Annotated in this window: 14 protein-coding genes; 10 read left to right on the top strand and 4 right to left on the bottom strand. The window is 72.4% G+C overall.

Features of this window, described 5'->3' with window-relative positions; genetic code table 11:
• Window positions 1-68: 68 nt before the first annotated feature.
• Window positions 69-659: a TetR/AcrR family transcriptional regulator gene (locus DEJ51_RS13240; protein ID WP_190620349.1), complete on the top strand. Its 591-nt coding sequence runs from the start codon at window positions 69-71 to the stop codon at window positions 657-659.
• Between the two features lie 130 nt (window positions 660-789).
• On the top strand, window positions 790-2991 hold the full coding sequence (locus DEJ51_RS13235) for an MMPL family transporter (RefSeq protein ID WP_150257771.1): 2202 nt from the start codon (window positions 790-792) through the stop codon (window positions 2989-2991).
• Between the two features lie 90 nt (window positions 2992-3081).
• Here DEJ51_RS13235 and DEJ51_RS13230 read toward each other — a convergent pair whose 3' ends face one another.
• Entirely contained in the window at window positions 3082-3489 is a 408-nt protein-coding gene (locus DEJ51_RS13230) for an SsgA family sporulation/cell division regulator (protein ID WP_150257770.1), read from the bottom strand.
• Between the two features lie 170 nt (window positions 3490-3659).
• Between DEJ51_RS13230 and DEJ51_RS13225 the strand changes: the two genes are divergently transcribed.
• From DEJ51_RS13225 to DEJ51_RS13210, 4 genes are all read left to right on the top strand, one after another.
• Window positions 3660-4724 carry an energy-coupling factor ABC transporter permease gene (locus DEJ51_RS13225; protein WP_150257769.1) on the top strand — a complete coding sequence of 355 codons (1065 nt, stop codon included), beginning with the start codon at window positions 3660-3662 and terminating at the stop codon, window positions 4722-4724.
• Between the two features lies 1 nt (window position 4725).
• Window positions 4726-5487 (top strand): cobalt ECF transporter T component CbiQ, encoded by a 762-nt coding sequence (gene cbiQ / locus DEJ51_RS13220; RefSeq protein WP_150257768.1) that lies wholly within the window; start codon window positions 4726-4728, stop codon window positions 5485-5487.
• Window positions 5475-6260 (top strand): energy-coupling factor ABC transporter ATP-binding protein, encoded by a 786-nt coding sequence (locus tag DEJ51_RS13215; RefSeq protein ID WP_150257767.1) that lies wholly within the window; start codon window positions 5475-5477, stop codon window positions 6258-6260. The genes cbiQ and DEJ51_RS13215 overlap by 13 nt, the downstream gene beginning before the upstream one ends.
• A 172-nt stretch (window positions 6261-6432) precedes the next feature.
• Window positions 6433-7599, top strand: a complete 1167-nt coding sequence (locus DEJ51_RS13210) for a serine hydrolase domain-containing protein (RefSeq protein WP_150257766.1) — start codon at window positions 6433-6435, stop codon at window positions 7597-7599.
• Here the strand turns inward: DEJ51_RS13210 and DEJ51_RS13205 are convergent.
• On the bottom strand, window positions 7588-8073 hold the full coding sequence (locus DEJ51_RS13205) for a YbaK/EbsC family protein (RefSeq protein ID WP_150257765.1): 486 nt from the start codon (window positions 8071-8073) through the stop codon (window positions 7588-7590). The genes DEJ51_RS13210 and DEJ51_RS13205 overlap by 12 nt on opposite strands.
• A gap of 149 nt (window positions 8074-8222) precedes the next feature.
• Window positions 8223-9863, bottom strand: a complete 1641-nt coding sequence (locus tag DEJ51_RS13200) for a penicillin-binding transpeptidase domain-containing protein (protein ID WP_150257764.1) — start codon at window positions 9861-9863, stop codon at window positions 8223-8225.
• A gap of 153 nt (window positions 9864-10016) precedes the next feature.
• Here DEJ51_RS13200 and DEJ51_RS13195 point away from each other — a divergent pair, with 153 nt between their 5' ends.
• Complete coding sequence (locus DEJ51_RS13195; RefSeq protein ID WP_150257763.1) at window positions 10017-10769, top strand: DUF6193 family natural product biosynthesis protein; 753 nt, start codon at window positions 10017-10019, stop codon at window positions 10767-10769.
• A gap of 176 nt (window positions 10770-10945) precedes the next feature.
• The gene (locus DEJ51_RS13190) at window positions 10946-11209 is read left to right on the top strand and encodes a hypothetical protein (RefSeq protein ID WP_150257762.1); all 264 of its coding nucleotides are present in this window, start codon (window positions 10946-10948) and stop codon (window positions 11207-11209) included.
• A gap of 86 nt (window positions 11210-11295) precedes the next feature.
• Here the strand turns inward: DEJ51_RS13190 and DEJ51_RS13185 are convergent, their stop codons facing one another.
• On the bottom strand, window positions 11296-13065 hold the full coding sequence (locus DEJ51_RS13185) for a dolichyl-phosphate-mannose--protein mannosyltransferase (protein WP_150257761.1): 1770 nt from the start codon (window positions 13063-13065) through the stop codon (window positions 11296-11298).
• Between the two features lie 139 nt (window positions 13066-13204).
• On the opposite strand from DEJ51_RS13185, the gene rsmI reads away from it, so the two are divergent.
• Both rsmI and DEJ51_RS13175 read left to right on the top strand, forming a co-directional pair.
• Window positions 13205-14083 carry a 16S rRNA (cytidine(1402)-2'-O)-methyltransferase gene (rsmI, locus tag DEJ51_RS13180; RefSeq protein WP_150261883.1) on the top strand — a complete coding sequence of 293 codons (879 nt, stop codon included), beginning with the start codon at window positions 13205-13207 and terminating at the stop codon, window positions 14081-14083.
• Window positions 14084-14222: 139 nt separating this feature from the next.
• Window positions 14223-14726: a hypothetical protein gene (locus DEJ51_RS13175; RefSeq protein ID WP_411757308.1), complete on the top strand. Its 504-nt coding sequence runs from the start codon at window positions 14223-14225 to the stop codon at window positions 14724-14726.
• Window positions 14727-14731 lie beyond the last annotated feature (5 nt).

Raw genomic sequence — 14731 nt, 5'->3', positions numbered from 1 at the left:
GTTTCGCTTGGGTGCGGGGTATCGTCTTAAGCGTACGGAACAGTTTCGCTCCGACGGGAGGCACGGACATGACCGAGGCGATGGCGGCCCGGCGTAGCCGGATCACCCCTGAGCGGCAGGCCGAACTGCACGAGGCGGTCCTCGACCTCCTGCGTGACGTCGGCTACGAGGCGCTGACCATGGACGCGGTCGCCGCCCGTACGAAGTCCAGCAAGGCCACCCTCTACCGCCAGTGGGGGAGCAAGCCGGAGCTGGTCGCCAAGGCCCTGCGATGCACCCAGCCCGTCTCGCTGAGGGAAATCGACACGGGCAGTCTGCGCGGGGACTTCGCCCTCATGGTGGAGCACTCCGACGACGCGCAGATGGCCAAGGACACCGCGCTGATGCGGGGACTGGCCCATGCCGTCCACGAGAGCCCGGAGCTGCACAAGGCCCTGCGCGACCTGCTGGTCGACCCGGAGATCAACGGTCTCCAGGCGATGCTGCGGCGTGCGGTGGACCGGGGTGAGATCCGCCCGGACTGTCCGGCGCTCGACTTCGTACCGCACATGCTCATCGGGGCGTTCATCGCGCTCCCGCTGATCGAGGACCGCCCGGTGGACCGGGCCTTCCTCGGTGACTTCATCGACGCCGTGGTCTTCCCCGCCCTCGGCGTCTGATCCTCGATCCTCCCCGTCCCCGCACGGCCTCTCCGCTGCTCCTGACACGCCGCTCTCGTCGTCGGGCCGGCTCCTCATGCCCCGATCCGATCCGGATCCATCCCACGACCCGAACGGGAGAACCACCGACGTGGCTACCTTCCTCTACCGACTCGGCAGAGGCGCCTTCCGGCGCCGCGGCCTCGTCGCCCTCCTCTGGGTGGCGCTGCTGCTCGCCGCCGGACTCGGCGCCGCCTCGGCGGCCGCGCCCACCTCCGGCTCCTTCTCGATACCCGGTTCGGAGGCCCAGAAGGCCTTCGACCTGCTGGACGAGCGCTTCCCGGGCATGGCCGCCGACGGCGCCAACGCCCGCATCGTCATCAAGGCCCCCGAGGGAGCCAAGGTCACCGACCCCGGCCCCAAGGCCGAGGTCCAGAAGATCGTCTCGGCTCTGAAGACCGGACCGGGCGCGGCCGAGATCGCCTCCGTCGCCGACCCGTACGAGGTCCAGGCCGTGAGCCAGGACGGCTCCACCGCCTACATCAGCGCCAAGTACACCGTCAGCGGCATGGAGCTGAAGAAGGACACCCGCGAGGCGCTCAAGAGTTCGGGCGAGGCCGCCAAGGCCACCGGGCTGAACGTCCAGATCGGCGGCGACGCGCTGACGCCTGTCCCCGAGACGGGCTCCGGCGAGATCATCGGCGTCGCGGTCGCCGCGATCGTCCTCGTCATCACCTTCGGCTCGCTCGTCGCCGCCGGTCTGCCGCTGCTGACCGCGATCATCGGCGTGGGCATCGGCGTCTCCTCCATCACCGCGCTCGCCAACGTACTGGACCTCGGCAACACCACCGCCACCCTCGCGACGATGATCGGCCTCGCGGTCGGCATCGACTACGCCCTCTTCATCGTCTCCCGCTACCGCGCGGAACTCGCCGAGGGCCGCGAGCGGGACGAGGCCGCCGGCCGCGCCGTCGGAACCGCCGGCTCCGCCGTCGTCTTCGCCGGTCTGACCGTGGTCATCGCCCTGGTGGGCCTGGCCGTCGTCAACCTCCCCATGCTGACCAAGATGGGCTTCGCGGCCGCGGGCACCGTGGTCATCGCCGTGCTCGTCGCACTGACCCTGGTCCCGGCCGTCCTCGGCTTCGCGGGCAAGATGGTGCTGCCCGCGGGCAAGAAGAGCCGGCTGTTCGGCAAGGGCAAGCCGGCGGGCGCCGAGCAGAAGGCCAACGGCGGCACCCGCTGGGCCCGCTTCGTCCTGCGCCGCCCCGTCATGGTGCTGCTGGCCGGTGTGATCGGCCTCGGCGTCATCGCGTTCCCGGTGAGCAAGCTGGAGATGGGCCTGCCCGACGACGGTGCCCAGCCGGTCTCCACCACCCAGCGCCAGGCGTACGAACTGCTGTCCGACGGCTTCGGCCCGGGCTTCAACGGCCCGCTGATGGTGGTCGTGGACGGCGACAAGGCGCTGGCCGACTCCACCGTCGACCGGATCAAGGGCCTGGACGGGGTCGTCGCGGTCACCCCGCCGACCCTCAACAAGGCCGGCGACGCCGCGGTGATCACCGTGATCCCGAAGGACCGTCCTTCCTCGACGCACACCGAGGAACTGGTCCACGAGATCCGCGACGGCAGCGGGGACGACGTCCTCGTCACCGGCGCCACCGCGATGAACATCGACTTCTCGCAGAAGATGAACGACGCGCTGCTGCCCTACCTGGCGCTCGTCGTCGGCCTCGCCTTCCTGCTGCTGATGCTCGTCTTCCGCTCGGTCCTGGTCCCGCTCAAGGCGGCCCTCGGCTTCCTGCTCTCGGTCGTCGCCGCCCTCGGCGCCGTCGTCGCGGTCTTCCAGTGGGGATGGCTCGGCTCGGTCTTCGGGGTGGAGCAGACCGGCCCGATCATGTCGCTGATGCCGATCTTCATGGTGGGCGTCGTCTTCGGTCTCGCCATGGACTACGAGGTCTTCCTCGTCACCCGGATGCGTGAGGCGTACGTCCACGGCGAGCGCCCGGGCCAGGCCGTGGTCACCGGCTTCCAGTACAGCGCGCGGGTCGTCGTGGCCGCCGCCGTCATCATGATCGCGGTGTTCGCGGGCTTCATGGGAGCCAGCGACCAGATGGTCAAGATGATCGGCTTCGGTCTGGCCGTCGCCGTCTTCTTCGACGCGTTCGTGGTCCGCATGGCGATCGTCCCCGCGGTCCTCGCCCTGCTCGGGCACAAGGCCTGGTGGCTGCCGAAGTGGCTGGACCGGCTGCTGCCGAACGTGGACGTGGAGGGTGAGAGCCTGCGCAAGCACCTGGAGGAGTCCGCGGACTCCCCGGAGGGCCTGGACAAGGACCGCGAACTGGTCAACGCCTGACCCCGCCCGACCCCGTCGGCCCCGCACCTGCCGACAGGACGACCCGGCCCCGTACCGCCTGACCCCCAGGCGGTACGGGGCCGGGCCCGGTTACGCCCGACGGGTGACGGCGGCCGCCGCGGGGGCGTACGTACGCCGCAGGAACCGGCGCAGCGCGGCGATGTCGAACTGGACGACGGCGACGCCCTCGGGGGAGTGGAACTCGACGACCGCCTGGACGCGGCCGCAGGGCCAGACGCGTACGTCCCCGGTCCCGGTCGGGGCCTGGAGGCCGGCCTCCAGGAGGGCCCGGGGGAAGACCCACTCGTTGTCGGTGCCCTCGGGGGACAGGCCCGCCGGGAAGACGATCCGTACGGCCAGCGGCTCGTCGGCGGCGAAGCGCAGGGCCACGGGGATCGTCCGGTAGAGGGGATCGTCCGTGATGACGCGGGCGCGCACCCGCTCCTCGACGGCGCTTGCGGTGGCAGTCGCTGGTGGATTCTCGGCGGTGGCTGACATCGACAAGACTCCTCGAAATCGGAACATTTGTGTCCGTTTGTCCCGTCCAGCCTCGCACATTCCCACGAAACCGCGCGGTTCTCTTTGTGATGCCCCCGCTCTTGCCAACGATTTGCAATTGGGCACTATGGTTGAACAGCTAAAGACTGCGTAAGAAGCGGAGCCACTCCATGCATGTGCCCGACGGATTCATCAACGCACCCGTCTCGGTGGCCGCCGGAGTGGTGGCGGCCGCAGCGGTGGCCGTCAGCCTCCGCGGCGCCCGGCGCGAACTCGACGAGCGCACCGCGCCGCTCGCCGGTCTCGTCGCCGCCTTCATCTTCGCCGTCCAGATGCTGAACTTCCCGGTCGCGGCCGGCACCAGCGGCCACCTGCTGGGCGGGGCGCTCGCCGCGATACTCGTCGGCCCCTACACCGGCGTGCTCTGCGTGTCCGTCGTCCTGCTGATGCAGGGCATCCTCTTCGCCGACGGCGGCCTCACCGCCCTCGGCGTGAACGTCACCGTCATGGGCGTCGTCACCGTCATCGTGGCCTACGCGATCTTCCGCGGCCTGCTCAAGGTCCTGCCGCCCACCCGCCGCTCCGTCACCGCGGCCGCCTTCACCGGCGCGCTGCTCTCGGTGCCCGCCGCGGCCGCCGCCTTCACCGCCGTCTACGCCGTCGGCGGCACCACCGACGTGCCCATCGGCAAGGTGTTCACCGCCATGGTCGGCGTGCACGTGCTCATCGGCATCGGCGAGGCCGCCATCACCGCGGCCACCGTGGGCGCCGTGATCGCCGTACGTCCCGACCTGGTGCACGGGGCCCGCGGGCTCACCTCGCCCCTGAAGCTGCGGGTCGGCGGTGTGCTCGTCGACGCCCCGGCCGCGGCCGCGGCCCCCGCCGGCGCTGCCGCCGGCGCCGGCTCGACGAAGAAGGTCTGGGTGACCGGCCTGGTCACCGCCCTCGTGCTCGCCGGGTTCGTCTCCTTCTACGCCTCCGCCAGCCCCGACGGCCTGGAGAAGGTCGCCGCGGACAAGGGCATCGACGAGAAGGTCGAGGAGCACGCCGCGGCGAACTCCCCGCTCGCCGACTACAGCGTCAAGGACGTCGACGACGCCCGCCTGTCCGGCGGCCTCGCCGGGATCATCGGCGTCGGCGTGACCGTCGCCGCCGGCACCGCGATCTTCTGGTCCGTGCGCCGCCGTCGCACGGACGACCTCACCGCCGCCTCCACCTCCGTCTCGGCAGGCTGACATGGGGGCCGGCCACGCCCACAAGCTCTACCGCGAGGGCGCCTCGCCGGTCCACGACCTGCCTCCGCACTGCAAGCTCGCCGCGACCCTGGCCTTCGTCGTGGTCGTCGTGTCCACACCGCGCGAGGCGGTGTGGGCCTTCGGCCTGTACGCCGTCCTCGTCGCGGCCGCGGCGGCCGCTGCCCGGATCCCGGCCGGCTTCCTGCTCCGGCGGCTGCTGATCGAGGTGCCCTTCGTCGCCTTCGCCGTGCTCATGCCCTTCGTCGCCGAGGGCGAGCGGGTGGAGGTGCTCGGCATGTCGCTCAGCGTCTCGGGCCTCTGGGGCGCCTGGAACGTCCTCGCCAAGGGAACCCTCGGCGTGGCCGCATCCGTCCTGCTCGCCTCGACGACGGAGCTGCGGGCGCTGCTGCTGGGCCTGCAACGGCTGAAGCTGCCGCCCCTGCTCGTCCAGATCGCCTCCTTCATGATCCGCTACGGCGACGTGATCGGCGACGAGCTGCGCCGGATGTCCATCGCCCGCCGCTCCCGCGGCTTCGAGGCCAGCGGGATCCGGCACTGGGGGGTGCTGGCCAAGACCGCCGGCGCGCTGTTCATCCGTTCCTACGAGCGCGGCGAGCGGGTCTACCTCGCGATGGTCAGCCGCGGCTACACCGGCTCGATGCCGGTGATCGACGAGGTCGCGGCCACGCGCGCCCAGTGGGCCTACGCGGCCGCACTCCCGGTGACGGCGCTCGCCGTCTGTCTGATGGGATGGACCCTGTGACCCAGACTCCAACCCGTACTCCTTCCCTCGAAGTCGCCGGCCTCGCCTACGCCTACCCGGACGGCCACCAGGCCCTCTTCGGGGTGGACCTCACCGTCGGGCAGGGCGAACGGGTCGCCCTGCTCGGACCCAACGGCGCGGGCAAGACCACACTGGTGCTGCACCTCAACGGCATCCTCGCCGGCGGCGTCGGCTCGGTCACCGTGGCCGGACTGCCCGTGGAGAAGCGCAACCTCGCCGAGATCCGCCGCCGCGTCGGGATCGTCTTCCAGGACCCCGACGACCAGCTGTTCATGCCGACCGTCCGCGAGGACGTCGCCTTCGGCCCGGCCGCCGCCGGAATGCGGGGCGCGGAACTGGAGGAGCGGGTCCGCGCGGCCCTGGACCAGGTCGGCATGGCGGACTTCGCCGACCGGCCGCCGCACCACCTGTCCTTCGGCCAGCGCCGCCGCGTCGCGGTGGCGACCGTCCTGGCCATGCGCCCCGACATCCTGGTCCTGGACGAGCCCTCCTCCAATCTGGACCCCGCCTCGCGCCGTGAGCTCGCCGACATCCTGCGCTCCCTGGACGTCACCGTGCTGATGGTCACGCACGACCTGCCCTACGCGCTGGAACTGTGCCCGCGCTCGGTGATCCTCAGCGAAGGGGTCATCGCGGCGGACGGCCGTACGCAGGACCTCCTGTGCGACGACGCGCTGATGCGCTCCCACCGGCTGGAGCTCCCGTTCGGCTTCGACCCGCGCACGCCCCTTCTGACGGGCCCCTCGCGCTGATCGGCGCCGGGGCGCCCCCCGGGCTTCGAGCCGCTGCGTCGGACTCCGTCCGCCGGCCGGGGGCCGGGCCCGGTGAGCCGTTCCGGGGGACCCGGGAAGCAGGGCCCTCCCGCAGGCGTTGCACAGTGGCGTGGGCGCCGTCGGGGCGCCGAGGCAGGTGCGGGGAGTAGACGTGGATGTCCACGGGTCGGTGGCGGAGGGCTTCGAGCCCGTCAGGGACGCGTTCGTACGCAACTTCGAGGTGCTCGGGGACCGGGGCGCGGCCGTGGCCGTGTACCGCGACGGCCGCAAGGTCGTCGACCTGTGGGGCGGCACGAAGGACGCCGACGGCACCGAGCCCTGGACCGCGGACACCGCGCAGATCGTCCGCTCCGCCACCAAGGGCGTGGCCGCCGCCGTACCGCTGCTGCTGCACCAGCGCGGGCTGCTGGACCTGGACGCGCCGGTGGGCTCGTACTGGCCGGAGTTCAAGTCCGGCGGCAAGGAGCGGATCCTGGTCCGCGACCTGCTCGCGCACCGCGCGGGCATACCGGCGCTGGACCGGGGACTGACCGCCGCCGAGGCCGCCGACGGCGTGTCCGGGGCGCGCGCGGTCGCCGCGCAGCAGCCCTTCTGGGAGCCGGGCACCGCGCACGGCTACCACGCGCAGACCTACAGCTGGCTGGTGTCCGAGCTGGTGCTGCGGGCGACCGGCCGCACGGTCGGATCGGTCCTCGCGGAGGAGATCGCCGAACCGCTGGGGCTGGAGTTCTGGATCGGCCTGCCGGAGACCGAGGAGCACCGGGTGGGCCGGGTGGCGCCGGTCGAGCCGCCCGAGAGCGCGGGCACGCTCCGGACCCGGCCGCGGCGCAACGTGTCCGAGGCCTACGCCGACCCGGAATCCCTCACCCGCCGCGCCTTCGCCGCGATCGAGCCGCTGCCCGACGAGAACGACCCCGCCTACCGGGCCGCCGAGCTCCCCGCCTCGAACGGCATCGGGACGGCGCGCGCCCTGGCCCGCTTCTACGGGGCCGCCATCGGGGTGGTCGAGGACGGGGCGCGGATCTTCACTCCGGCCACCACCGCCCTGGCCGCCCGGGAGCACTCCGCCGGACCGGACCGGGTGCTGGTCGTGAACACCCGCTTCGGCGCCGGCTACATGCTGCACGGCCCGGCCTCCCCGCTGCTCTCGCCGGCGTCCTTCGGGCACCCCGGCCGCGGCGGCTCCCTGGCCTTCGCGGACCCGGAGTCGGGCATCGGCTTCGGCTACGTGACCAACGCCCTGGCCAAGTCGGTCACCGCGGACCCCCGGGCGCAGGCCCTGGTCCGGGCGCTGAAGTCGGCCCTGTCAGCCCTCTGAGGGCCGTTCGCGCACGTCGGCCAGCACCGCCCCCGCGTACGAGACGAGTTCCCCGGGTGCCATCGGGAACACCGTGGTCGGGGTGCCGGCCGCCGCCCAGACCTCCTCGTGGGCCAGCAGCGACCGGTCGGCCAGCACCCGCGTACGCGTGCGGTGCCCGAAGGGCGGGACCCCGCCGATCGCGTAGCCCGTGGTCTCCCGGACCAGGGCGGCATCGGCCCGCGTCACCTTCCCGGCGCCGAGCTCGCGGCGTACGGCCTCCACGTCGACCCGTGAGGCCCCGTCCATGAGGACCAGCACGGGGACCCCGTCCGCCGCGAAGACCAGCGACTTGACGATCTGGCTCAGCTCGCAGCCGATCGCGGCGGCCGCGTCGGCGGCCGTACGGGTCCCTTCGGGAAAGCTCCGGACGGTGAGGTCGAGGCCCAGCCCGGCCAGGGCTTCGGCGAACAGGGGGTGCGTGGAGGTCGTCATGCCGCGACGCTAACGCCGCGCGGCGCGGCATGACGACCGATTTCGGCCCGGGTCGGTCGAGTCGCCGGCCGTCGGTCGCCGGCCGGCCCCGGTCGGGTCCGGTCGGGTCCGACTCCTGCCCGCCCCCGGGACCCGCCGCCGGCCCGTCCTCAGCCCGCGTTCAGCACCTGGGCGACGATCGGGCCGGCCGCCTCGCCGCCGTGGCCGCCGCCCTCGACCATGGCCGCCGCGGCCACGTCACCGCTGAAACCGGTGAACCAGCTGTCCGGGCTCTCCCCGGCGCCGCCGACCTCCGCCGAGCCGGTCTTCGCGCCCTTGTCGGAGCCGCCGACCGGAGCCATCGCCTTCTTGGCGGTGCCGCTGGTCGCCGTCAGCTTCATCATGGAGACCAGCTGCTGCTGCACCGAGGACTTCATCCGGCGCTGGGCCGTCGCGATCGTCCGGCCGTCGAGCTCCGGCGAGACCAGGACCGGCTGGCGGAAGACGCCGGTGCGGGCCGTCGCGGTGATGGACGCGACGTTCAGCGGGTTCATGGTGATCTGGCCCTGGCCGATGTACTCGGCGGCCGCCGCCGCGCCCGTGGCCGGCGGGACCTTGCCGTCGGTGGACTGGATGCCCGTCTTCCAGTCCAGGCCGATGCCGAAGACCTCCGTGGCCTCCTTCGGCAGCGCGGAGTCGTCGTCGACGGGCTTGATCTGCTTGATGAAGGCGGTGTTGCAGGAGCGGGCGAACGAGGTCGCGAAGCTGGTGCCGGGCGGCAGGTCGAAGTGGTCCAGGTTGTGGAACTCGCGGCCCCAGGTCACCGTCTTCTCGCACGGTGCCGGCTTGTCCGCGGCCACCAGGCCGCGGTCGATCAGCATCGCCGCCGTCACGATCTTCATCGTGGATCCGGGCGCCCGGTTGCCCCGCATCGCCGCGTTGAAGCCGTCCTTGCGGTTGTTCGCGACGGCCAGGATGTGCCCGTTGCTCGGCTGGACGGCGACCACCGAGGCCTCCGGGAACTTGGCGACCGCCTGCTCGGCCGCCGCCTGCACCTTCGCGTCCAGGTACGTCTTGAGGGTGCTCGGCTCGCCCTCGACCAGGGTCAGCAGGGTCCGCTTGGGAGCCTCCTTGGCGACCGGCTCGATCCACACCTCGGCCCCGGGCTTGCCGCCCGCCTTGGCGCCGTAGTTCTGGCGCAGCTCGTCGAGGACCTGGCGCAGCGAGGGGTACTTCTCGGCTGTCAGCTCCTCGCCGTTGCGGTCCACCGCCTTGACCGGCGGGTTCGGCGGTGCGCCCGCGCGCAGCTTCTCGTCCTTCTGCAGCTGGGGGTGGATCACCGAGGGCTGCCAGTCGACCAGCGGCTTTCCGCTGGTCACCCCGCGCACCACGGTCAGCTGGGAGTCGTAGGCCAGGGGCTTGGTCGTGCCCTCGTACGTGATCTCCGCCTCGACCTTGAACGGCACGACGGTGCCGTTGGGCGTGCCGGGTGTAATCACGGCCTTGGACACGTACGCCTTGGTCTTGAAGTCCCCGACCGCGGCCTGCGCGGCCGCGGCGTTGTTCGTCAGGTCGGCGGCCACCCGATCGTCCCCGGCCGCCCATGCGGCCAGGAAGGCCTTGGCGGTCTTCGCCGCGTCCTTCTCGCTGACCGGCCCGCTGCCCTTCTCGGCCTGGACGGAGGTCTCGCCGTCCTTGCCGTCCCCGTCTCCGCCGGCGTCTCCCACCAGCGTGTACACCCCGTACCCGGCGCCGCCGACCAGGGCGAGGAACACCCCGCCGATGACGGCACCCTTCGCTGCCCCGTTCACTTGAGTCCTTCCCCCATGAATACGGCTCTCTGAACATGTTCAAAGAACCCTTGGTGCGGACTTTACTCTGAGCAGCGGTCCGGTACGCCGTTGTTACCGGACCGGGACATCCGGCGGGAACCCCGGCCCGGGGGCCGGGCACAATCAGAAGCCGTGACCACACCTCCCGCCCCCGCCGTCCTCTACCCCGACGTCGCAGCCCTCGGCAGCCTCGCCGAGGCGCTCCGAGCCGCGGCGGCAGGCCGCCTCGACACCGCTCCCGCGGCCTCACCCGACTCCGATCCCCTGCTGTACGCGAGCGTCCCGAGCACGCTGCCGCACCGCGAGCCCCTGCGGATCCGCGCATCGGCACACGGGCGGCGCTGGTCGGTCCGCGGAGAGGAGCCGTACCAGGAATCGTGCCTCGTCGAGGGCGAGACGGACGACCTGGCGCAGGTCGCCAGGGCCGCCCGGGCCTGGCGCGACGGCGACTCCCTCGACGACATCCGGCGGGCGGCCCCGTTCACGCACCTGACCGGCCGCTTCGAGGTGCCCGACCTCGATCCCGTCCGTCTGGTGGAATCGGAGTGGCAGGGCATGCTCCAGGAGGCGCGCGAGCTGGAGTACTCCTGGCAGGAGCAGTACCAGGCCCTGGTCGAGGCGGCGTACGCCGAGCCGGCCCTGCGCGCCCTCTACCCGTTCACGAGCCACTGGACGCTGCGCTTCTCCTCCACCACCCGGCCGAGCCTGACGCTCGGCAGCCCGTGCCTGAGCGCGCGCGGCGACGGGACCTACGGGGTGGGCACCGGCTTCATCACCCCGAACCTCGGCGTGTTCCCGTCGGCCGCCGAGGCCGCGGCGCTGGCCGTGCGCCACCTGCCGACCGGCTTCGGGCCGGTCACGCTCGGCCGGCCGCTCAAGCCGTAGCCGCCGTGTCACCCGAACGTGCGTGCTCCGGTGCCGTGTTCTAGCGTCGGAAGAGCGAGGGTGACCGATGCGCGAGCCGGCCGCCCCCCGGAGCACCCGCTCCGCGCCGCCGCCCCCGCCCGCGGTCCGGCGCGTCGGCGGACCGCGCGCCCCGCCCAGAGAGCAGGTGCATCCGCATGCGTCCGTCGGCTCGTATCCCCAGCATCCTGGCAGGCCTGGCCCTCGCCGTAGGCGGCGCCGTCGTCGTGGCCCCGTCCGCCCACGCGGACGTGCCGGCCTGCGAGCAGTACGTCGCCAAGCACGCCCCGAAGGCCACGGACGGCGCCGTGGAGGCGTGCTACCAGGGCGCGATCGGCAACCAGACCAGCTGCGACGCGAGCCTCGTCGCGGCCGGCGCGAGCAAGGACGTCGCCCAGTCGGCCTGCGAAGCCTCCCGGTAGGGCGGCGCACGCGCAACGCCGCCGACGGCGACCGCCGAAACCACGACGGGCCGGCACCCTCAGGTGCCGGCCCGTCGTGTGCGCCGCTAGACCCAGGTGTCCAGCCACATGCGGCCGCGCCAGGAGTCCATGGGGAGGGTCTGGCCCGTGTAGATCGGCCAGAAGTAGATGAAGTTCCACGCGATCAGCAGGACCAGCACGCCCGCGCCGATCGCACCCAGCGCCCGACGGCGCTCGCTCGATCCCGCCGGGCCCAGCAGGGCGCCGATCATCATCGCCACCGCCAGGCACAGGTACGGGACGAAGACCACCGCGTAGAAGTAGAAGATCGTCCGCTCCTGGTAGTTGAACCAGGGCAGCAGACCCGCCGCCAGCGCGCACGCGATCGCGCCCGCCCGCCAGTCGCGGCGGAAGAACCACCGCCACAGCACGTACAGCAGCGCGAAGCAGCCCGCCCACCACAGCAGCGGGGTGCCCAGGGCCAGGACCTCGCGGGCGCACTTGCCCGCCGCGGTCGCCGGGCAGCCGTCGGTGCCGGGTTCGGGGGACTCGTAGAAGTAGGAGACGGGCCGGCCGAGGACCAGCCAGCTCCACGGGTTGGACTCGTAGGTGTGCCCCGAGGTGAGGCCGACGTGGAACTTGTAGACCTCGGTCTCGTAGTGCCACAGGCTGCGCAGCCACTCCGGCAGGAACCCGAGCGGACTGCCCTGGTCGTACTTGGCCGCCCAGTCGCGCAGATAACCGCCTTTGCCGTTGTCCGGACTGAGGATCCAGCCCGACCACGAGGCCAGGTACGTCACGACCGCCACCGGCACCGTGGAGACGAAGGCGGGCAGCGCGTCGCGCCGCAGCATCGAGGCGTACGGGGCACCCGCGCCCGCGGTGCGGCGCGCGGCCGCGTCCCACAGCACGGTGAGGACACCGAAGAAGGCGAGGACGACGAAGCCGTTCCACTTCGTGCCCGCGGCCAGACCCAGGCAGACACCGGCCAGGATCCGGTACGGCCGCCAGCCCAGCCGCAGCGTCTCGGCGATCTTCGCGTCCGGCCGGGTCCGGCCCTCCTCGTCCACCGGCAGCGCGTCCGCGAGCCGGGCTCTGGCCCGGTCGCGGTCGATGAGCAGGGCCCCGAAAGCGGCCAGTACGAAGAACATCAGCACCAGGTCCAGCAGCGCCGTGCGGCTCATCACCAGGTGCAGGCCGTCCACCGCCAGCAGCGCCCCCGCCAGGCAGCCGAGGAACGTCGAGCGGAAGAGGCGGCGCCCGATCCGGCACAGCATCAGCACCGACAGGGTGCCGAGCACGGCGGTCATGAACCGCCAGCCGAAGGGCGTGAAGCCGAACATCCACTCGCCGAGCCCGATCACCCATTTGCCGACGGGCGGGTGCACGACGTAGCCCGGGTCGGCCGGCAGCGCGACCGCGTCCGGGTTGGCGAGGATCGACGCGTCGATGTCCTTGGGCCAGCTCGCCTCGTAGCCCTGCCGGATCGTGGCCCAGGCGTCCTTGGCGTAGTACGTCTCGTCGAATATCACCGCCTTGGGGCTGCCCAGGTGCACGAACCGCAGCACCCCGGCGACCAGCGCCACCAGCAGCGGCCCCGCCCACGAGACGATCAGCCGCCAGGTCCCCCACACCTCGGGCGGCAGCCCGAAGGTCATCCACAGCTGCTTGGACGGCCTGGCGTACGGGGGCACCAGGCGCGTGCGCACGTCCGGGCGGGCGGAAGCGGCGGCGGGTGGCACGTAGCCGAAGCCGCGCAGCCGGCGCAGCCAGGTGGGCGGCTCGTCCTCGCGTCCCACCGGTGAGGCGGGCGGGGCCCCCGCGGGGCTGGGCGGCGGCGTCGCGGTACTGGTCACCGGCACATCGTAGGGAAGAGATCTGTGTGCGCCACCAGTGGCGGGGGGCGGCGGGCCACGGGGCTGAGAGGATGGGCGGGTGACGACTGACCAGCCCCGCGGTAGCGAGCCCACGACCACTGCAGCCACGGCCGACGGCCTGACGGGCACCCTCGTGCTCGCCGGCACCCCCATCGGCGACCTCGCGGACGCCCCGCCGCGGCTGGCGACCGAGCTGGAACGGGCCGATGTGATCGCCGCCGAGGACACCCGGCGGCTGCGCCGGCTGACCCAGGGGCTCGGCGTGCACACCACCGGGCGCGTCCTGTCGTACTTCGAGGGCAACGAGTCGGCGCGCACCCCGGAGCTCGTCGAGGCGCTGGTCGGCGGCGCGCGCGTCCTGCTGGTGACGGACGCCGGCATGCCGTCGGTCTCCGACCCCGGCTACCGGCTCGTCGCTGCCGCCGTGGAGAAGGACATCAAGGTCACCGCCGTCCCCGGACCGTCCGCGGTGCTCACCGCGCTCGCCATGTCCGGGCTGCCGGTGGACCGGTTCTGCTTCGAGGGGTTCCTGCCGCGCAAGGCGGGGGAGCGCCTGGGCCGGCTGCGCGAGGTCGAGGGCGAGCGGCGCACGCTCGTCTACTTCGAGGCCCCGCACCGGCTCGACGACACCCTGGCCGCGATGGCCGAGGTCTTCGGCGCCGACCGGCGGGCCGCCGTCTGCCGCGAGCTGACGAAGACCTACGAGGAGGTCAAGCGCGGCGGGCTCGGCGAGCTCGCGGCCTGGGCCGCCGAAGGCGTGCGCGGGGAGATCACCGTCGTGGTCGAGGGCGCCCCGGCCGCAGGGCCCGCGGACGTGGACGACGAGGAGCTGGTGCGCCGGGTGTGGGTCCGCGAGGAGGCCGGCGAGCGGCGCAAGGAGGCCATCGCGGCGATCGCGGCCGAAGCGGGCGTACCCAAGCGCGAGGTGTTCGACGCTGTGGTCGCGGCAAAGAACGCGGCACGAAAGGTGCCGCAGACAGGTAAAGAGCTAGCCTGAAAAGCAAAGCTCAGACCGCGCACCGGGCGCTTTCGGAATGAGTCGCCCAAAGACCGTCCAACAGTAGACAGGGCCTGATGCGCTCCCGCCCGTTGAGGCGTCCACTGGCAATGGCACCAGTGGAACAAGAGGAGCTGGCATGAGTGAGATCGCAGACACCCCGGTACCCGTCCCCACCGCAGTCCCCGTCGCTGTGACCGCTACCGACGTGCACACCGTGCACGAGGCCTACTCCTTCGCGTGCATGAGGTGCGGCTACGGCTGGGAGCAGGCGTACGCGATCGAGCACCACGTCGACGGCAAGGGCGAGCCGTTCATCATGTACAAGGTCGACGGCGAGCGGGTGCCCTCCCCCCTGTCCAACCCGACCTGCCTGAACTGCGGCGGACACGTCGTACGGATCATGCGGGCCGGGCAGGTCTCCTCGGTGATGGGCATGATCGACCACATCTACCACCACCAGATCGCCCCCGGGATCGCCGGACCGGTGCCGGCCGGTGCGAACGTCCCGCGGACACCGAAGCCGCCGAAGCAGAGCAAGCCCGCCCGGTCGCACGCCTCCCCGGGGCCGGTGGCCACGGACCCGGCCGCGGAGCGCCCGGGCCTGCTCTCGCGCCTGAAGGGGCTCTTCCGCCGGTCATAAGATCG

This window comes from Streptomyces venezuelae (genome assembly GCF_008642275.1).
Classification (GTDB): domain Bacteria; phylum Actinomycetota; class Actinomycetes; order Streptomycetales; family Streptomycetaceae; genus Streptomyces; species Streptomyces venezuelae_E.
The sequence above is the reverse complement of the archived record's forward strand: the minus strand, read 5'-3'. Positions and strand labels throughout refer to the sequence as shown.

What these genes read in the sequence shown, in the direction of transcription:
- DEJ51_RS13230 (WP_150257770.1), bottom strand. Translation starts at nt 3,489, where the DNA reads ATGTCAGCCACCGCCGAGAATCCACCAGCGACTGCCACCGCAAGCGCC.
- cbiQ (WP_150257768.1), top strand. Translation starts at nt 4,726, where the DNA reads ATGGGGGCCGGCCACGCCCACAAGCTCTACCGCGAGGGCGCCTCGCCG.
- DEJ51_RS13215 (WP_150257767.1), top strand. Translation starts at nt 5,475, where the DNA reads ATGGACCCTGTGACCCAGACTCCAACCCGTACTCCTTCCCTCGAAGTC.
- DEJ51_RS13225 (WP_150257769.1), top strand. Translation starts at nt 3,660, where the DNA reads ATGCATGTGCCCGACGGATTCATCAACGCACCCGTCTCGGTGGCCGCC.
- DEJ51_RS13190 (WP_150257762.1), top strand. Translation starts at nt 10,946, where the DNA reads ATGCGTCCGTCGGCTCGTATCCCCAGCATCCTGGCAGGCCTGGCCCTC.
- DEJ51_RS13240 (WP_190620349.1), top strand. Translation starts at nt 69, where the DNA reads ATGACCGAGGCGATGGCGGCCCGGCGTAGCCGGATCACCCCTGAGCGG.
- DEJ51_RS13175 (WP_411757308.1), top strand. Translation starts at nt 14,223, where the DNA reads ATGAGTGAGATCGCAGACACCCCGGTACCCGTCCCCACCGCAGTCCCC.
- DEJ51_RS13205 (WP_150257765.1), bottom strand. Translation starts at nt 8,073, where the DNA reads ATGACGACCTCCACGCACCCCCTGTTCGCCGAAGCCCTGGCCGGGCTG.